The 17233-nt window shown below is 74.0% G+C and carries 17 protein-coding genes; 7 read left to right on the top strand and 10 right to left on the bottom strand.

Annotation, left to right across the window (positions count from 1 at the left end; genetic code table 11):
* Positions 1–2 precede the first annotated feature (2 nt).
* From ABH931_RS35150 to ABH931_RS35130, 5 genes are all read right to left on the bottom strand, one after another.
* Complete coding sequence (locus tag ABH931_RS35150) at positions 3–710, bottom strand: helix-turn-helix domain-containing protein (RefSeq protein ID WP_370122819.1); 708 nt, start codon at positions 708–710, stop codon at positions 3–5.
* A 22-nt stretch (positions 711–732) separates the two neighbouring features.
* Positions 733–1581, bottom strand: coding sequence for a universal stress protein (locus tag ABH931_RS35145; protein ID WP_370122816.1), 849 nt, complete (start codon positions 1579–1581; stop codon positions 733–735).
* Between the two features lie 340 nt (positions 1582–1921).
* Positions 1922–2206 carry a dsRBD fold-containing protein gene (locus ABH931_RS35140; RefSeq protein WP_370122814.1) on the bottom strand — a complete coding sequence of 95 codons (285 nt, stop codon included), beginning with the start codon at positions 2204–2206 and terminating at the stop codon, positions 1922–1924.
* A 53-nt stretch (positions 2207–2259) separates the two neighbouring features.
* The gene (locus ABH931_RS35135; RefSeq protein WP_370122812.1) at positions 2260–3156 is read right to left on the bottom strand and encodes a universal stress protein; all 897 of its coding nucleotides are present in this window, start codon (positions 3154–3156) and stop codon (positions 2260–2262) included.
* 134 nt (positions 3157–3290) lie between these two features.
* A complete protein-coding gene (locus ABH931_RS35130; protein WP_370122810.1) occupies positions 3291–3506 on the bottom strand; it encodes a hypothetical protein in 216 nt (71 codons plus the stop codon).
* Positions 3507–3772: 266 nt separating this feature from the next.
* Between ABH931_RS35130 and ABH931_RS35125 the strand changes: the two genes are divergently transcribed.
* The 3 genes from ABH931_RS35125 to ABH931_RS35115 all read left to right on the top strand — a co-directional run bounded on the left by ABH931_RS35125 (position 3773) and on the right by ABH931_RS35115 (position 6823).
* Positions 3773–4486 carry a CBS domain-containing protein gene (locus tag ABH931_RS35125; RefSeq protein ID WP_370122807.1) on the top strand — a complete coding sequence of 238 codons (714 nt, stop codon included), beginning with the start codon at positions 3773–3775 and terminating at the stop codon, positions 4484–4486.
* Positions 4487–4858: 372 nt separating this feature from the next.
* Positions 4859–6034 carry a hypothetical protein gene (locus tag ABH931_RS35120; RefSeq protein WP_370122804.1) on the top strand — a complete coding sequence of 392 codons (1176 nt, stop codon included), beginning with the start codon at positions 4859–4861 and terminating at the stop codon, positions 6032–6034.
* A 186-nt stretch (positions 6035–6220) separates the two neighbouring features.
* Positions 6221–6823, top strand: coding sequence for a hypothetical protein (locus ABH931_RS35115; RefSeq protein ID WP_370122802.1), 603 nt, complete (start codon positions 6221–6223; stop codon positions 6821–6823).
* A gap of 57 nt (positions 6824–6880) precedes the next feature.
* On the opposite strand, the gene ABH931_RS35110 is transcribed toward ABH931_RS35115, so the two are convergent.
* From ABH931_RS35110 to ABH931_RS35100, 3 genes are all read right to left on the bottom strand, one after another.
* Complete coding sequence (locus tag ABH931_RS35110; protein ID WP_370122799.1) at positions 6881–7924, bottom strand: alcohol dehydrogenase catalytic domain-containing protein; 1044 nt, start codon at positions 7922–7924, stop codon at positions 6881–6883.
* Between the two features lie 47 nt (positions 7925–7971).
* Positions 7972–8580, bottom strand: a complete 609-nt coding sequence (locus ABH931_RS35105; RefSeq protein ID WP_370122796.1) for a hypothetical protein — start codon at positions 8578–8580, stop codon at positions 7972–7974.
* An 84-nt stretch (positions 8581–8664) separates the two neighbouring features.
* Positions 8665–9363 carry a CBS domain-containing protein gene (locus ABH931_RS35100; RefSeq protein ID WP_370122793.1) on the bottom strand — a complete coding sequence of 233 codons (699 nt, stop codon included), beginning with the start codon at positions 9361–9363 and terminating at the stop codon, positions 8665–8667.
* A 190-nt stretch (positions 9364–9553) separates the two neighbouring features.
* Here ABH931_RS35100 and ppdK point away from each other — a divergent pair, with 190 nt between their 5' ends.
* Positions 9554–12247, top strand: coding sequence for a pyruvate, phosphate dikinase (ppdK, locus tag ABH931_RS35095; RefSeq protein WP_370122791.1), 2694 nt, complete (start codon positions 9554–9556; stop codon positions 12245–12247).
* A 12-nt stretch (positions 12248–12259) separates the two neighbouring features.
* Here the strand turns inward: ppdK and ABH931_RS35090 are convergent, their stop codons facing one another.
* Complete coding sequence (locus tag ABH931_RS35090; protein WP_370122899.1) at positions 12260–14008, bottom strand: GAF domain-containing protein; 1749 nt, start codon at positions 14006–14008, stop codon at positions 12260–12262.
* 403 nt (positions 14009–14411) lie between these two features.
* Between ABH931_RS35090 and ABH931_RS35085 the strand changes: the two genes are divergently transcribed.
* The 3 genes from ABH931_RS35085 (at position 14412) to ABH931_RS35075 (ending at position 15976) form a co-directional block, all read left to right on the top strand.
* Positions 14412–14690: a hypothetical protein gene (locus ABH931_RS35085; protein WP_370122788.1), complete on the top strand. Its 279-nt coding sequence runs from the start codon at positions 14412–14414 to the stop codon at positions 14688–14690.
* Positions 14691–14876: 186 nt separating this feature from the next.
* Entirely contained in the window at positions 14877–15056 is a 180-nt protein-coding gene (locus tag ABH931_RS35080) for a hypothetical protein (RefSeq protein ID WP_370122785.1), read from the top strand.
* A complete protein-coding gene (locus ABH931_RS35075; protein ID WP_370122783.1) occupies positions 15053–15976 on the top strand; it encodes a ThiF family adenylyltransferase in 924 nt (307 codons plus the stop codon). Before ABH931_RS35080 ends, ABH931_RS35075 begins: the two co-directional genes overlap by 4 nt.
* 212 nt (positions 15977–16188) lie before the next feature.
* On the opposite strand, the gene ABH931_RS35070 is transcribed toward ABH931_RS35075, so the two are convergent.
* Positions 16189–16968 carry an SDR family NAD(P)-dependent oxidoreductase gene (locus tag ABH931_RS35070; RefSeq protein ID WP_370122780.1) on the bottom strand — a complete coding sequence of 260 codons (780 nt, stop codon included), beginning with the start codon at positions 16966–16968 and terminating at the stop codon, positions 16189–16191.
* Positions 16969–17233 lie beyond the last annotated feature (265 nt).

Here is a 17233-nt window from a genome sequence, read left to right as displayed (position 1 = left end):
TCTCAGGCCCGGTCCGGCGAGGCCGGCTCGTCGCCGGGCCGGATCTCGCGGCCGGTGATCCGTGCGGGGTGAATCCGCACGAGGAGTTCACGCGGTCCGTCCGCCCAGGGCTGCGGCTCCTCGCGCCGGGTTCCCGGGCGGTCGACGTCCCGTCGGTCCCGCTCGGCGGAGCCGGCCACCAGGACGCTCCAGCCGTGCGACAGCACCTCGTCGAGGCGGTCGACCTCCAGCACGACGCGGCGTCCCACCGCCGCCGCGAGCGCGCCGCCGGGCTGGGTGCGGAAAAGGAAGGAGCCGTCGACGACCCGGTAGTTGACCGGCCTGACGACGAGCGTGCCGCCCATCTCGAAGACCACCCGGCCGACTCCCTGCGTGCCGAGGCGGCTGCGGCACTCCTCGTCCGTCAGCTCGGCCAGGACGGCACGGCGGTCCGGTCCACCGCGGCCGGGCGGGGCTCCTTGGGTTCCACCCATCAGCTCCTGGCGGGAGGTGCCGAGTGCGGCCGCGATCCGGGCGACCCCGCTCGTACCGAGGTCGGCGGGCCGCGTCTCGACCCATTCGAGGAACGCGGGCGCCATGCCGGCCCGCTCGGCCAGCTCCTCGACGCTCAGGCCGAGTTCCTCCCGACGGTGGGTGATGCGCCGCCCGAGGTCGCCTGGGCGCGCGCGGCGCGGGGAGTGCTGCGTTCCTGAGGATGCTGCTGCGAACATGGTGGGACTTCCTTTCGGTCCGTCACCAGTGCGGGACGACGGCGACGGGGCAGGACGCGTGCTGGAGGACGGCGTGGGCCACCGGCCCCAGTGCGGAGACCGGGCGGTGCCTACGGCGCCCGACGACCAGGAGGGAGGCCTTCTCGGTCTCCTCGACCAGGACGCCCGCCGGCGGACCGGACACCTCCGCGCTGGTCGCGTCGACGGCGGGGAAGCGGTTGTGCGCGGTGGCCAGGGCCTCGCGCAGGGCGACCGCGTGCTGGTGCTGGACACCGCGCCGCTCGACCTCGCCGGGCTGCACCGGCCCCGCGCCCCACGGCACGGGCGGCTGCCAGGCGTGGACCGCGCGGAGCACCACGCCGTGGTCCTGGGCGTAACGCAGGGCGTACTCCAGCACCGGAGCGCAGTCACCGGACGGGTCGACACCGACCACGACCCGGTAGCCCGGTCCGGCGGTGGCGTGCGGAGGGACCAGGACGAGCGGGCTCTCCGCGCGCGCGGCCACCGACTGGGCGACCGAGCCGAGCATGAGTGCGGCGAAGCCGCCGCTGCCCCGGGTGCCGAGCACGAGCGTGCCGGACTCGTCGGCCGTGCGCAGCAACGTCAGGTCGACCGGCCCGGTCCTCTCCTCGACGTCGACGTGGAGGCCGGGGTGGGCTTGGCGCAGGTCGGCGGCGAGTTCGGTCATGGCGTGGAGGGCGGACTGCTCCTCCACGACACGCTCGTCCTCAGGGCGGGTCCAGAAGTCGGTGGGCCGGACGTACAGCAACCGCAGGTCCCGGCCGGTCGCGACGGCCTCGCGGCCCGCCCATCCGGCGGCCGCTGCGCTCGTGTCGGAGCCGTCCACCCCGACGATCAGGGGAAGGGTCATCGTCCCCGCTCCTTTCAGGCGGCCGGTCCATCCGGCGCCAGCCGGGCGGAACCGGCTGGGTTCCTCCTCTCCCAGAGTTCGCCCCGCTCCCGGTGGTGCACAGGGCCGACCGGTCCCCACTGCCGGCTCCGGACGCCTCCCCCGTTGGCCCGAGCCGGGCCGCTCGGTCCCCCGCGTCTGGTCCGAAGGGCCCTCGGTCCGGTGACGCCCTGCGCTCACGCTGAAAGGACGGCCGTCGGCGCGGGCCCGGCCGTCCCCCGCCGGAGGAGGCACCGACCGTGGAACGTGACGGACGAACCCCCTCCCGGATCGCCCGGGAGGGAGCTCGCCGCAGTCGGGCTCACGCCGTGTCCACCGTGTTGCCCTCCGAGTCGGTGTTGCCTGCGCGCAGCAGTTGGTAGCCCAGGTCGACCAGGGCGCGCCCGGCGGCGAACTCGTCGCCGATCTCCGGGACCGGGCGGTCGACGGGGTCGCGCAGGGAGGCGCTGCCGGCCTCGAGCCGGTTGTCGCCGGTGTCGAGCACGGCATGGGCGTGGGTGGTGTCGCCCTCCTCGAAGAGGTCGAGGCGGACGGTCCAGGTCTTGGTGTGGTAGCCGCCCGGCGTCGGGCGCGGATCGCTCTTCATCGTGGGTCCTCGGGTCGTTGGCGGGTGGGTGGCCGTACGCGGGTCGCTCCCGGTCAGTCCGGGACGACGCAGACGGGGCCGGTGGCGTGGTGCAGCACCGCGAGGGCGACCGAGCCGAGCGCCAGGCCCGGGTAGCCGCCGGTGCCGCGGGCGCCGACGACGAGCAGGGAGGCGTTGCGGGCCGTCTCCAGCAGGGCGCGTACCGGGTGGTCCTGCAGGACGTGGGCGGTGACGGCGACCTCGGGGAACCGCTGTCCCTCGCCCGCCAGCGTCTCGGAGACGAGCAGTTGGTGGGAAAGCTCGTCGGCACGGAAGCGGCGCCGCTGCGCGGCGGCGGACTCGGACAGGCCGCCGGGGACGGCGTGCCAGGCGTGCACGACGACGAGGGAGCGACCGCGCAGGGACGCCTCCGTCAGGGCTTGCCGCAGGGCCGCCTGGCCGTGCGGAGAGCCGTCGACGCCGACGACGACCGGGCCGGTGTCACCCGCCCTCGTGCCCCCTCTCGGGGAGGGGACGAGGACGACCGGGCAGGCGGCCTGGCCGGCCAGGGCGGTGCCGGTGGAGCCCACCACCAGCTCGCCCAGGGCTCCGGTGCCGCGCGTCGCGACGACCAGCAGCTGGGCCTCCCGGGCGGCGTCCAGCAGCACCTCGATCGGGGCGCCCTCGCCGACCTCGCCGGTGACGGACACAGCCGGCTCCCGCGCGCAGGCTTCGGCCACCTCGCGCTTCAGCGCCGCGCGGGCGACCTCGCGCAGGTGGTCCTCGCCGAGTTCCGTGGCGGCGTCGTAGAACGGGAGCAGCGGCGGTGGGTACTCGTAGGCGTGGACGAGTTCGACCGCCTCGTTGCGGCGCTTCGCCTCGTCGAGGGCCCAGGCCACGGCGTGACGGCTCTCCAGGGTGCCGTCCACGCCGACCACGATGCGGTTCGGTGCGCTGTCGGCGTACGACATGGCTGCCTCCTTCGTCCGGTGCGGGCGGATCGCGAGTCTCGCCTCGGCTCCAGTGCGCCACGTGGCCGAGGGCATGGAAAGGGCCGCCCGGCCTCGTCCGTGAGGCCGGGCGGCCCCGAGAGAGCCGAGAGAGCTCAGTGGGCGTGCCCCACACCGTGGTGGTGGCGACGCGGGTGGCGGCCCGCGCGGGCCGGCCGCGCGGGCGCCGGGCGCGGCGGCCGGGCGGCCAGGCGCTCCGTCCACCGCTCCAGCAGCAGCGTGAGGCCGATGGCCGTCGCGGCGCCGAGCACGGTGAGCGTGACCAGGACCACCCAGAACTCCGGATCGAGCACGGCCATCACAATCCCCACCCCTCGCTTCACGTCCGGTTCGGACCGACGCACCGAGCATCGCCGCGGCGGACCGCTCCGGGCACGGGGCCGAACGGTCCCGGCTCCCGCGCCGAGCGTCCCGGGCCGGGGCCGGGGACGCGGAGGTGCCTTCTCGGCCCAGCGGTGGGGACCGTTCGGCCCATCGCGCCCGGCCCGGCGCGGGCGGACCGTGGTGCCGAGGGCCAAGAGCCCCGGCCGACGTGCGTCCCGAGACCGGACGCGGCCCGCAGCGAAGGAGCACCGCGATGCAGCACCGCACCGTCGGCGACGTGATGACCCACCAGGTCGCCACCGTCCGCCGCGACACCTCGTTCAAGGCCGTCGCCGAACTGCTGGCCGAACGCGACGTCAGCGCCGTGCCGGTCGTCGACGACGCCGACCGGGTCCTCGGCGTCGTGTCCGAGGGCGACCTGCTCCGGAAGGAGTCCGGGCAGCCGGACCCCGACGGGCACACGCCGGCGCTGTGGATGAGCCCGGGCAACCGCAAGCGCTCCCACGCCGAGAACGCCGCGGGCCTGATGTCCCGCACCGTGTTCACCGCCCGCCCGGAGTGGTCGGTGGTGGAGGCCGCCCGCATGATGGACCGTCACCACGTCAAGCGCCTTCCGGTCGTCGACGAGACGGACCGCCTGGTCGGCATCGTCAGCCGCAGCGACCTGCTGCGGGTGTTCCTGCGCAACGACCGGGCCATCCGCGGCGAGATCATCGCCGAGGTGCTCCAGCGGGTCATGATGATCGAGCCCGCCACCGTCTCCGTCGAGGTGAAGGACGGCGTGGTGACGATGCGCGGCCAACTGGAGCGCAAGAGCATGATCCCGATCGTGGAGCGGCTGTGCCGGTCCGTCGACGGCGTCGTCGCGCTGCACGCGCAGCTGAGCTTCGCCTTCGACGACACCCACCAGGACCTCGAACCGCCGATCGTGCGCGGTGTCATGCAGCCGCAGCGGTTCCACGGCTGAGACCGCCGACCGGCAGAAGGAGGTGGACACCATGGCGTCGCAGAGCCGGACCGCGAACGACGCGGGAGCGCGCGAGCTCGCGCAGGAGGACCTCCAGGCCCTGTTCGACGCGCTCACCGCGCGCGGCTGGACGGTGGTCGGCCCGACCGAGCGCGACGGCGCCGTGGTGCTCGCCGAACTGGCCCGCGCCGCCGACCTCCCCTACGGCGTGGGCGTCGCGCTCGCACCCGGCGGCTACGGGCTACCGGCTGCGGCACCGCGAGGACCCGGCGCCGTTCGCCCCCTGCGACTTGGCCGTCCACGAGATCGCCGACCGAGACGGCATGCGGCTGCTGATCTCCGCCCACAGCCCCGCGCGGCGCGGAGGAGACGGTGGCCTGGACGGCCGGGCTGGACTTCCCCGACCTGCCCGTCCAGCACGCGCTGCTGGCCCTGCGGCCGGCCGGGTCCTACCCGCTCGATTCCGGAACGCCCACGCTCCACAGCGGCTACGCCGCCGCCTCGGCGCCCCTGGCGGTGTTCCCGGTCGCGGAGTTCGAGCAGCACGTCGTGAAGGCGCAGGTGCCCCACTCGACCGCGCCGAAGGCGACCGCCGACGGCCGCCACCTGACCGGCCCGCTCGCCCACTGGCGCATCGCCGCCGATCTGCTGCCGCCCGAACTACGGCGCCTTGGCGCCCTCGCCGGGTTGGAGCCCGCGTGTGACAACCCGTTCCGCAGCATCGTGGTGCGTGCGGTCGAGGTGCTGTGGGCGGTGTGGAAGGCCCAGCGCCTGCTGGACGCCTACGAGCCGCCACCCGGCCTGTCCGTCCCCGTCCTGCCGCGCGCGGGCGTCGGCCACGCCGCGACGGAGGCGCCACGGCGGCTGCTCTACCACCGCTACGAGATCGCCGCCGACGGCACGGTCGTCTCCGCGAACATCGTTCCGCCGACCGCGCAGAACCAGGCCGCGATCGAGGCGGACCTGCGCGAGTTCGTCCAGCAGCGGCTCCATCTGGACGACGGCGCGGCACGCGCCGCGCTGCGCCTGCTGTGCGACGAAGGCACGCCCGCAGACCGCTTCGGCCACACCGACGGCGAGGCGACCCGCCTGTTCGGACTGTGGCAGGGCCGCGACCTGGTGGTCGTCATCGACGCGGTCCACGCCCACCCGGGCGAGCCGGGCCGCATCCACCGCCTGGATTTGGCGCGGGCCGCGCTGCTGCGCGGCGGGGCGAGCACCCACGGGCTGGGGCTCGGCGCACGGGCTGCGCCGCGCCGGAGCTCCCCGAAGGCGCCTCCGGCCGCACGACGGCCACCGCAGAGAGGTCCCTGCCATGACCGCCGCCTCCCCTGCCCTGCCGACCCGTTCGCGCCGAGCTGCCCTGCGCCGCTGCGCGACGACGAGGGCGTCCTGCTCGGCCACGGCGCGGGCGGACGCCTGCCCGCGGAGCTGCTGGAAGGCCTGCTGCTGCCCGAAACCAAGGTCGTCGGGCGCGGCTTCCGCTCGGTGAACTGCTGCCGCGCATCTGCTGGACCCGGGGCCCCGACGGGTCTGCTGAGTCTCTGAGGGGTCTCTCAAGGGTCTCTGAAGACCCTCGGATTCATTGACATGCCCATGTATTACTCGCCAGTGTCAATATGACACCACCTCACGGGGAGGCAAGCGCCGCACCCGTGCGAGGACATGTCCGACGAGCTCCGACGTGCCCGCTTTTCCGGCGCCCCTCCCTCACCCCGGAAAGGACGTACCCCCATGTCGACGTCCGCAGCAGCGACAAGACGACGATTCACCGGCCGAGGAGCCTCTGGCTCCGGCGCCTTACGCACCCTCCACCGGGCGGCCGCGGTCCGCATCGCCTTCGGGCTCGTCTGGGCCGTCGACGCCTCCTTCAAGTGGCTGCCCGGCTTCATCCACGGCCAGACGCTCAGCGACGAACTCGGCCAGGGCAGCACCATCCACACCCCGGTCGTCCACCAGTGGATCCAGGCCTGGCACACCGTCGCCACCTCCGCGCCCGGCGCGTTCGCCGTCGGCACCGCGGTCATCGAGACCTGCATCGCCCTCGCCATGGTCACGGGCCTGTTCAGCAACCTCGTCTTCCTCGGCAGCGCCGTCTACGCCCTGGGCGTCTGGTCGAGCGCCGAGGCCTTCGGCCTGCCCTGGAGCGCACCGGGCATCACCGACCTCGGTCCGGCCGTGGCGTACATCTTCGCCGCGCTGGCCCTGTTCCACGCCTCGGCCGGTGCGACCTGGAGCCTGGACGCCCTGCTGCGGCGCAAGGCCGGGCCCTGGCTCGGCCGTCTCATGGGCAAGGTGCCCGACCACCTCTCCGCGCAGCTTGCTCCCGACAGCTGACCGTACGTCCGCGGGCCCGGCACCTCGGTGTCGGGCCCGCGGGCGTACGGCGTCGCGTCAGGACCTGAACAGCGCGACCTTCAGGGCGGCGTTGCTGTCCGCCTCGCCGAAGACGTCGTATGCCTCCTGCATCTCGTCGAGTCCGAAGCGGTGCGTCACCAGGCCCTCGGTGTGCAGCCGGCCCGCGGCGAGCATCTCCAGGAGCATCGGGGTGGTGCGGGTGTCGACCAGACCCGTGGTGATGGTGACGTTGCGGATCCAGAGATCCTCCAGGTGCAGCACCGCCGGGCGACCGTGCACGCCGACGTTGGCCACGTGCCCGCCGGGGCGGACGGCGGCGGCGCACAGCTCGAAGGTCTCCGGGAGGCCGACCGCCTCGATCGCGACGTCGACGCCGAGGCCGTCGCCGGCGAGCCGCCGCAGCGCGTCCGGGGTCGCCTCGGCGGCGCTCAGCACGATGTCCGCGCCGACCCGCTTGGCCGCCTCGCGGCGGCTCGCGGCCGGGTCGACCACGACGATCCGGCCGGGGCTGTAGAGCTGGGCGGTCATGACAGCCGCCAGCCCGATCGGGCCCGCGCCGACCACGAGGAGGGTGTCCCCCGGTGCGACCTGTCCGTTGCGCACGCCGACCTCGAAGGAGGTGGGCAGGATGTCGGCGAGCAGCAGGGCGCTCTCGTCGGTGACCTCGTCGGGGAGCTTGTGCAGGGAGTTGTCCGCGAACGGGGTGCGCACGTACTCGGCCTGGGTGCCGTCGACCAGGTGGCCGAGGATCCAGCCGCCCCCACCCGTGCACTGACCGTAGGCGCCGAGGCGGCAGTAGCGGCAGCGCCCGCAGGACGAGATGCAGGAAACGAGGACCCGGTCCCCGACGGCGATACTCCGCACGCCGTCGCCGACGGCGACGACGGTGCCCACGGCCTCGTGGCCGAGGGTCCGGCCGAACGCCACCTCCGGGACGTCACCCTTGAGGATGTGCAGGTCGGTGCCGCAGATCGTCACGGCGTCGACGCGGACGACAGCGTCCTCCGGCTCGTGGATCACCGCGTGCGGGACATCTCCCCAGACGCGGCGGCCGGGGCCGTGGTAGGTCAGTGCCTTCATTGTTCTTCACCTCTCGGTGTCGGAGCGGCAGGGGACGGGTCGGGCTTTCAGCGCAGCCAGGCGTGGTCGCGGACGACCGGAAGCCGCGCCCACAGCCGGCCGAGGCCCAGCCGCGAACCGGTGGCGACCGCCGCCACCGCGATCAGGGCGGCGGCGTAGACGACGTGGTAGTCGACGAACGGGTTGGACGACATGCTCGGGGCGCCGCCGGCCAGGTGCCGCGCCGGCGGGAACTCGGCCAGCCACATCAGGCCGAGCAACGCGGTCCCGGCTACGGCCGACAGGCGCAGCGCGACACCGCTCATGACGGCCAGTCCGATGCCGAGCAGGGCCAGCATGAACAGCCAGTCGGCCCAGCCCTGGCCCGCCCAGCTGTGGAAGGTGGACTGCAGCGGACCGGCGGAGACGCTCGCCAGGAAGCCCTTGGCCGGCGAGCCGCCGTGGATCCAGGCCTTGGCGGAGGGGGTGGCGTAGCCGAGACCGAAAGTCTTGTCGAGGAACGCCCACAGGAAGACGAAGCCGACCAGCACACGCAGCGTCGCCAGCGCGTAGTCGACGGCGGACAGGGTGGCGGCCTCCTCGGCCTCGGCCGTGCGCGGACGCCGCGCGAAGGCGGGCAGGTGGAAACCGTGGGTCGCGTGGGAGTGCGTGGACATGGGGTCAGGTTCCTTCCGGTGGTGTGTGACGGCTGGTGCAGGACAGGTGCATCGACAGGTGCGGGTCGACTGATCAGGTGGGGTTCAGTACAGGGGCCCGAGGGGCAGCGGTGCGACGGGCCCGCGCGGGACGGACTCCAGCGCGAAGGCGACGTCGACCACGCCGTCGACGCCGCGCACGGTGCGGGCGACGAGGGGGATGCGGGACGAGTCGGCCAGGCTGCCGCCGATCGAGGCGATGCCCTCGGTCACCGCAACCGTGAGCCGCTCGGCCGGGCCCGCGCCCAGTTCGCGGGCGAGGGCGCCGCGGATGTCGGCGGCGAGGGCGGCGTCGTCACGCAGGAAGACCGTGAGCAGGTCGCTGCGGCTGACGATGCCCCGCAGCCGTCCTGCGGCGTCGACCACGGGCAGGTGCCTGACGCCGCGTCGGCCGAGCAGCCGGGCGGCGGCCGCGAGGGTCTCGTCCGGTCCGATGGTGACCGCCGGTGCGGACATCAGGTCCGCGGCGACCAGGGCGGCCACCTTGCCCGCCTCGTCCGGCCGCAGCAGTGCCTGCCGCAGGCCGAGCCGTCGGTCGTGCCCGGCCTCCTTGAGCAGCAGGTCCGCCCCGGAGACGACGCCGATCACCCGGTGCCGGCTGTCCAGCACCGGCACGGCGCCGACGGCGTTGTCCCGCATCAGCCGCACCAGCTCCTTGAACGGCGTCTCGCGCAGCGCGGTGACGACGGTGCGGGTCATCACGTCCCGCACCCGTCGCCCCGGCACGTTCTCGACCGCGGTCATCGCCGGGCCTCCCTCCGGTCGTGGTCCGTCGCGTTCCGGACTCCTCGGTCCGGACACCTCCAGCCTTCTCCGGCGGAGCGGCCGGGGCGTGAGCCGAACCGGCCCTGGCTCCGGGGCCGATCGGCCCTTCGCGACGGGCGGGTGCGAGGCGGAGAGTGCGAGGGAGGAGCACGAGGCGAGAGGAGGCACCATGAAGCGCTATGTGTACGACTTCGCGGACGGACGGGCGGAGGAGGCCGATCTGCTGGGCGGCAAGGGCGCCGGGCTGGCGGAGATGACCCGGCTCGGCCTGCCCGTCCCGCCGGGCTTCACGGTGACCACCGAGGCCTGCCGCTTCTTCCTCGCCGAGGGCCGCGAGCCCGAGGACCTGACCGCGGAGATCGACGCCCGGCTGGCCACACTGGAGGCGGCGATCGGCCGGCGCTTCGGCGACCCGGACGAGCCGCTGCTGCTCTCGGTGCGCTCCGGGGCCCGCTTCTCCATGCCGGGGATGATGGACACCATCCTCGACCTGGGGCTGACCGACGAGACGGTGACCGGCTTCGCCAAGCTGCTGGGCCAGGAGCGCGCCGCCTGGGACTGCTACCGCCGCCTGGTGCAGATGTTCGGCGCGACGGTGCTGGGCGTGCCCGACCGGCTCTTCGACGACGCGATGACCGCCCAGCGGGAGCGGCGCGGCGCGGCGAGCGACGTCGAGCTGACCACCGACGACCTGCGCGAGCTGACCGCGACCTTCCGGCGTGTCCTGCGCGAGCAGGCCGGCCGCGACTTCCCGCAGGACCCGCGCGAGCAGCTGCGCCTGGCGGTGCGCGCGGTCTTCGGCTCCTGGCAGGGCGAGCGGGCCCGCGTCTACCGGCGCCGCGAGGGAATCGCCGAGGACCTCGGCACGGCCGTCAACGTGCAGGCGATGGTCTTCGGCAACCTCGGCCCCGACTCCGGCACCGGCGTCGCCTTCACCCGTGACCCGGCCACCGGCCGTCCCGGCGTCTACGGCGACTACCTGGCGGAGGCCCAGGGCGAGGACGTGGTCGCGGGCATCCGCAACACCGTCCCGCTGGCGCGCCTCGCGGAGCTCTCGCCCGACTGCCACCGCGAGCTGCTCGCGCACCTGCGCACCCTGGAGGACCACTACCGGGACCTGTGCGACGTGGAGTTCACCATCGAGCGCGGGCGGCTGTGGATCCTGCAGACCCGGATCGGCAAGCGGACGGCCGAGGCGGCCTTCCGGATCGCCGCGCAGCTCGTCGTCGAGCGCACCATCGGCCTCGACGAGGCGCTGCTGCGGGTGAGCGGCGAGCAGTTGACCCGCCTGATGGTCCCCCGCTTCACCGGCGCGACCGACCGGGCTCCGCTCGCCACGGGCCTGGCCGCCTCGCCGGGCGCGGCCGTGGGCGTGGCGGTGTTCAGCTCCGCCGAGGCGGTGCGACGGGCGGCGGCGGGCGAGCGTGTGGTGCTGGTCCGGCCCGAGACCTCCCCCGACGACCTGCCCGGCATGCTGGCCGCGGAGGCGGTGCTGACCAGCCGGGGCGGGCGGACCAGCCACGCCGCCGTGGTGGCGCGCGGCCTGGGCAAGGTCTGCGTGTGCGGGGCGGAGTCGCTGCGGGTGGAGCCGGACCGCGGGCGCTTCACGACCGCGGACGGGACCGTGGTGTCCGCGGGCGACCTGCTCTCCGTGGACGGCACCCTCGGCACCGTCCACCTGGGCGAACTGCCGCTCTACGACTCGCCGGTGAGCGCCTTCCTGCTCGGCGGAGGCGGGCACCCCGAGTCGGCCGACCACGACACCGTCGACCTGCTGGGCGCGGTCGGGATGCTGCTCCAGCACGCGGACCGCTGCGCGCGGCTGCGGGTGAGGGCCAACGCCGACACCCCCGAGGACGCCGCGAAGGCCCGCACGCTCGGCGCGCGCGGCATCGGCCTGTGCCGGACCGAGCACATGTTCCTGGGCGAGCGCCGGCCCCTGGTCGAGGACATGGTGCTGGGCGAGTCCGACGCGGACCGCGACGCCGCGCTGGCCCGTCTGCTCCCGCTGCAGCGGGCCGACTTCGAGGCGATCCTGGCCACCATGGACGGCCTGCCCGTGACGGTCCGTCTGCTGGACCCGCCGCTGCACGAGTTCCTGCCGGACCGCACCGCGCTGGCCGTCTCCGTCGCCGCCGACCGCGCGGCCGGACGGCCCGTCTCCGCCGAACGCGAGCGGCTGCTGGCCGCCGTGGAGCGGATGCACGAGGAGAACCCGATGCTCGGCCTGCGCGGCGTGCGGCTCGGACTGCTCGTCCCGGGCCTGGTCGCGACGCAGGTACGGGCCCTGGCCGAGGCGGTCGCGGCGCGGCGGCTCGCGGGCGGCGACCCGCGGGCGGAGCTGATGGTCCCGCTGGTGGACACCGTCGAGGAGCTGCGGCAGGTCAAGGCGGAGGTGGACCGGGCACTGGGAGAGGTCGGCGCCGAGACTGGCGTCGCGGTGGAACTGCCGATCGGCACGATGATCGAGCTGCCGCGCGCGGCCCTGACCGCCGGGCGGATCGCGGCCGAGGCCGAGTTCTTCTCCTTCGGCACCAACGACCTGACGCAGACCACCTGGGGTCTGTCCCGCGACGACGCCGAGGCGGCGTTCCTCTCCGCCTACCTGGAGCGCGGCATCCTGCGGGTCTCCCCGTTCGAGTCGCTGGACGTGGAGGGGGTCGGGCGTCTGGTCGACCTCGCGGTCCGCGAGGGGCGCGCCGCCCGTCCGCACCTGACCACGGGCGTCTGCGGCGAGCACGGCGGTGACCCGGCCTCGATCGGGTTCTTCCACCGGGCCGGGCTCGACTACGTCTCCTGCTCGCCGCACCGTGTGCCGGTGGCCCGGCTGGAGGCGGGCCGGGCGGCGCTCAGCGCGGGCTGAGACCCACTGCGGTCAGGGGCTCGTCACCACCGGCACCCGCCAGACCAGGCGGGTGCCGCCGCTCGGCGGGGTCTCGGTCTCCAGCGTGCCGCCGTGCTTGGCGGCCCGCTCGGCGAGGTTGACCAGGCCGCTGCGGCGGCCGCCCTCGGGCAGGCCGACACCGTTGTCGCTGATGGTCAGCACGACCTCGGGAGCGGTGCCCCCGGTGACCTTGGCCGAGACCTCGACCGACTTCGCGGCGGCGTGCCGGGAGGCGTTGCTCAGCGCCTCCTCCACCACCGCGAGCACGTCCTCGGCGATCTCCGCCGACACGTCGGTGTCCAGCAGACCCTCCAAACGCAGCGACGGCGTGAACCCGAAGGTGGGGATGAAGCGGGAGACGATGTCGACGAGCCGTGCGCGCAGCCCGGCGGACTCCTGGGCGGAGGCGCGCGAACGGAGTCCGAAGATCGAGGTGCGGATGATCTTCACGGTCTCGTCGAGGTCCTCCACCGCGCGCCCGACCCGGTCGGCCGCCTGGGGGTGGGTGATGAAGCGCTGGGCGCTCTGGAGGGTCATGCCGGTGGCGAAGATCCGCTGGATGGCCAGGTCGTGCAGGTCGCGGGCGATCCGGTCGTGGTCCTCCAGCAGGGCCAGCTGCTCGGCGTCGCTGCGGCGGGCGGCCAGCTCCAGCGCGAGCGCGGCCTGGTCGGCGAAGGACTTGAGCGGCGTGACGTCGGCGGCCGAGAACGGGTACAGCCCGGCCCGGCGGGCGAGCATCAGCACGCCGCGCGGACCCTCCGGGCCGGAGCCCATCGGGACGGCCAGGGCCGCGCCCAACCCCTGCCAGCGCGGCGGGCCGGTCGTGATCCGCGGGTCCTTGGCGACGTCGTTGCTGGTCACCGGCGTCTGGCTGGTGAAGGCCGCGCCCATGAAGGAGCCCTCCAGCGGCAGCAGCAGCCCACGGTGCGCCTCGGCGTCGAGGCCTTCGGCGAGCTGGACGGTCAGCTCCGTGCCGGCGGCCGTCGGCAGCGCCAGCGCGATGACGCCGAGGTCGGCCTCCACCAGCTCCAGCGAGGCCTGGACCAGCTCCGCGAGCACGTCCTGCTCGGAAGCCCCGGACAGCAGCCGACTGGTGATCTCACCGCTGGCCGTCAGCCAGCGCTCCCGCAGCCGGGCCTCCCGGTACAGGCGCGCGTTGTCGATCGCCACCCCGGCGGCCACGGCCAGTGTCTGCAACACCGACTCGTCCTCGGCGTCGAACTGGCCGCCGCCGCGCTTCTCGGTCAGGTAGAGGTTGCCGAACACGTCGCCGCGCACCCGGATCGGCACGCCCAGGAAGCTGTGCATCGGCGGATGGTTGGCGGGGAACCCGACGGAGGCGACGTGCTCGCCGATGTCGCGCAGACGCAGCGGCTCCGGGCGCCGGATCAGCTCGCCGAGGATGCCGTGCCCGGTCGGGAACGGGCCGATCCGCTCGACCTGCTCGGGCGTCATGCCGGTGGTCAGGAACTTGGCCAGCATGCCGTCGTCGCCGATCACGCCGAGGGCCCCGTACCGGGCGTCGACCAGGCTCAGGGCGGACTCGACGATCTGCTGCAGTGCCTGGTCCAGGTCGAGCTCGCGGCCGACCGTGAGGACGGCCTCCAGCAGCGAGTGCACCCGGTCCCGCGTGCCGCGGGCGGCGTCCAGCCTGGTCTGCAGCTCCGCCAGGAGCTGGTCCAGGCGCAGGTCGGGGAGCCCCAGGGCTCCCTTGTCAGCTCCCCTGTCCCTGTCCGCCACCGACGACGGTTCCTCGGACACCGGCCCTCCACCCCACCAGATTGCCTGCTGTTTCCCCCGGTCAAGGCCACGTTACCGATCCCCCGCCAGGGATGCGACCAGCTCCGCCCGGCCCCTTCGTCCCGGCATGCCTCTGGCACACCATCCGAAGCTCCCGTTGGAACGGACACGGCTTCGGCCTCGGTTTCTTTCCTGGGGTCCTGGGCCTGGAGTTCGGCACGGGTCCGCAAAGCCTGCCGTGTACGCCGAACTGGCGTGGTTGGCAGCCTCCCCTCTAGCCCGAGCCGCTCCCTCGATGAAGCTCAGCCTGGCCAGAGCCCCTTCCTCAGAGCCCGCTCAGAGATCATCGCGAAACCTGCCCGTGTGCAGACAACTCGTGGGTCCTTGGCATACCCTCGCCCGCGTGGACCATACCCCTACTCCCTCAGCGGGCACGACGGGCCGTCACCACCCCCCTGCGCGCGCGGCGGTCCACCGAGACCCGGTGCTCGCGATTCCGCCTGCCCGCGATACCGCGCTCGGCTCCGGCTCCACCCTGGCCGTCTACCTGCCGCCCGGCACGCCGGAGCGGGTCCGCGATCTGCTGCACGAGCAGATCGCGGGCCTGCTCAGCCGGACCAGACGCGGCTTCGGCCCCCAGGTGGTCTGGCGTCCCGGCAACCCCCTGGACCTTCCCGAGTAGCCAGGTCGGCGCCGGTCGCCGCCGGCCCCTCGCCTGGGACGCCGAGCAGAAGGCGACTCGATGACGCCGGGGCGGGCAAGCACCACAAGGAGCCGAGGATCGTACCGCGCGGTAGCGTGGAGGCAACGGACCTGTTCCTCCTCGACGGTCCGCGGCAGCCCGCGAGGGCTGGAAGGAGGGATCCTCATGGGTGCGGCACCGGAGACCCTGCAGGAAGCCGAACTGACGCCGCAAGAGGCGCGGGACACAGGTCAGGAGTGGTTCCTCGACACGGAGACCGGCCAACTGAAGCCGGAGTGGAGCTCCGACGCCGAGACGGAGGACCTGCCGCGCCCGGTCCGGGTGGCGCGCTGGATCTTCGATTGACCGGCCTCGACCACGACCGCGTCTGGGCGCGGCACGATCCGCTCACGGGTGCCGTCCTGATCGTCGGCGCGGGGGCCGTCGGCGGCTTCCTCGCCGACGAGCTCGCCCGGATCGGGTTCAGCCCCCTGGTCCTGGTCGATCCCGAGCGGCTGGCGGTGGAGAACCTGGTGCGGCACCCGCTCGGAGCCCCCTGCCTGGACCAGCCGAAGGCGCCCGCTCTCGCGGCACGGATCAGCCGCGACTTCCCCCTTTGCCGGGCCGCCGGCCTTCAGGCCGACTTCACGCTGATTCCCCGCGACGAGCAGCGGGCCCTGGTCGCAGCCGCCGACGTGGTGGTGGCTGCCACCGACTCGGCCGACTGCCAGCGGCTGGTCAACCTCGTGGCGCTGGAGGTCGGCAGGCCGGCCGTGTTCCCAGGCGTGTGGGTGGACCCGCGGATCCGCGACGCGGAGGTCGGCGAGATCCTCTGGGTCGACCCCGACCGGCCCACCCCGTGCTACCAGTGCGCGGCGGCGTTCCGACGGGGGGCCGCCGACACCCAGGCGGCACGCGGCGCGCGCGTGGACATCCAGCTCGTGGCCCTGGCCACGGCGCAGGTCGTGACGGCGCTGGCGCACCCGGAGAGCGACCGCGCGGGCATCCTCGACCCGGAACGCACCGCGATCTACCTGCACGGACTCACTCCCACCTCGCCCGGCGTCCAGGCCACCTTCCCGCTCCCCGGCCTCAGCAGCCGCCCGGTCCGCGTCCCCTACCCGTCCAGGCCCTGCATCGCCTGCCGGCGCAGCCACGTCCTCGACCTGGACCGGGCGGACGATCTTCCGGCGGTGTCCCCCGGCAAGCTGGCCGCCGGCATCGCGCTCGTGACCCTGACGCTGGCCGTCGTGATACTGCTGACGGCGGCCTTCGTCCACGCCTGAACCGGCCGGTCACGAACGTGCTGCCCCTGGCCTCTGGACAGCCCTCCGGAAGCACGGGATCCTCTTGGGAGCGCTCCCGCGCCCGCTCCCCCGACGAGCGCGGGAGCCGCTGCACGCCCACACCGGACCGCGCGGCGCAGGGGAACGCGCGGCCCGGTGCGGCGACCAGGGCTGGGCCAGTCTGTACCGCGACCGCCGTCGGTGAACAGGCCTCACGTCCCGATGAGCGGGCCGAGATAGGTACCACCGGAGACGTCGACGGTCTGGCCGGTCACCCATCGGCCCCTCGGACCCGCCAGGAAGCCCACCACGTCCGCGATGTCCTCCGGCTCGCCGATCCGCCCGAGCGCCGTGATCGATTCCAGTCCGGCCATGGCCTCGGGCGCGCCCGTCCACCCGGCGGTCATGTCGGTCAGCACCACCCCGGGCTCGACGGTGTTCACGGTGATCCCGCGCCGCCCCAACTGGTTGGCCAGCGACGGGCCGAGTGCGGCCAGCGCCGCCTTGCTGACGGTGTAGCCGATCTGCAGGGGGTTGGCGATCCGGGTCGCTGCCGAGCCCACGTTGACGATCCGTCCGCCGTCCCGCAGCAAGGACAATGCCCGCTGCACCACGAAGAGCGGTGCGCTGACGTTGACCGCAAGAATCCGCTCGAACTCCGTCTCGGTGAGCTGCCCGATCGTGCCGACGGAGTGGATACCCGCGTTGTTGACCAGGATGTCCAGGCCGTCGGCACCGTGGTCCGCCAGCCCGGCGGAGAGTTCTTCGAACAACTGGTCCAAGGCCCCGCTCTCACCGAACCTGGCCTGCACCGCGAACGCCCGCCCGCCGGCCTTCCCGACCAGCGCCACCGTCTCCGCGGCGGCGGCCTCGTCACTGCCGTAGTGGACCGCCACCAGAGCCCCCTCGGCGGCCAGCCGCACGGCGACCGCGCGCCCGATCCCCCGCGAGCCACCCGTCACCAGCGCGGTCCTGCCGTCCAGTTCCCCCATGCCCGCCCCTTCCCTCCGTCTCGAGGATGTCCGAGATCGCCCTCTTGGCCGCACTGTACGTGACCATCGAGGACACGACAGAAGGAACACGAACGACGGCTCGCCCGTAGCCGTCGGACGCGCGCCACCGCGTCCGGGCGCGCTCGGCGGACTGAGGTCAGCGGGGCCGCGACGCGGTCAATCACTCCGTCGGCAGCCGACAGCGAGGTCGGCGAGCGCCACCACACCGAACGGTGTGGTTTCGGTAGCGGGAGATCCGACGCCC

Source organism: Streptacidiphilus sp. MAP12-33 (assembly GCF_041261265.1).
Classification (GTDB): Bacteria; Actinomycetota; Actinomycetes; order Streptomycetales; family Streptomycetaceae; genus Streptacidiphilus.
The sequence above is the reverse complement of the archived record's forward strand: the minus strand, read 5'-3'. Positions and strand labels throughout refer to the sequence as shown.

Bases quoted from the DNA above. Each gene is read 5' to 3' on its own strand.
- ABH931_RS35115 (WP_370122802.1), top strand. From the start codon at position 6,221: ATGTCGACGTCCGCAGCAGCGACAAGACGACGATTCACCGGCCGAGGA.
- ABH931_RS35110 (WP_370122799.1), bottom strand. From the start codon at position 7,924: ATGAAGGCACTGACCTACCACGGCCCCGGCCGCCGCGTCTGGGGAGAT.
- ppdK (WP_370122791.1), top strand. From the start codon at position 9,554: ATGAAGCGCTATGTGTACGACTTCGCGGACGGACGGGCGGAGGAGGCC.
- ABH931_RS35140 (WP_370122814.1), bottom strand. From the start codon at position 2,206: ATGAAGAGCGATCCGCGCCCGACGCCGGGCGGCTACCACACCAAGACC.
- ABH931_RS35080 (WP_370122785.1), top strand. From the start codon at position 14,877: ATGGGTGCGGCACCGGAGACCCTGCAGGAAGCCGAACTGACGCCGCAA.
- ABH931_RS35100 (WP_370122793.1), bottom strand. From the start codon at position 9,363: ATGACCGCGGTCGAGAACGTGCCGGGGCGACGGGTGCGGGACGTGATG.
- ABH931_RS35135 (WP_370122812.1), bottom strand. From the start codon at position 3,156: ATGTCGTACGCCGACAGCGCACCGAACCGCATCGTGGTCGGCGTGGAC.
- ABH931_RS35145 (WP_370122816.1), bottom strand. From the start codon at position 1,581: ATGACCCTTCCCCTGATCGTCGGGGTGGACGGCTCCGACACGAGCGCA.
- ABH931_RS35150 (WP_370122819.1), bottom strand. From the start codon at position 710: ATGTTCGCAGCAGCATCCTCAGGAACGCAGCACTCCCCGCGCCGCGCG.
- ABH931_RS35070 (WP_370122780.1), bottom strand. From the start codon at position 16,968: ATGGGGGAACTGGACGGCAGGACCGCGCTGGTGACGGGTGGCTCGCGG.
- ABH931_RS35105 (WP_370122796.1), bottom strand. From the start codon at position 8,580: ATGTCCACGCACTCCCACGCGACCCACGGTTTCCACCTGCCCGCCTTC.
- ABH931_RS35125 (WP_370122807.1), top strand. From the start codon at position 3,773: ATGCAGCACCGCACCGTCGGCGACGTGATGACCCACCAGGTCGCCACC.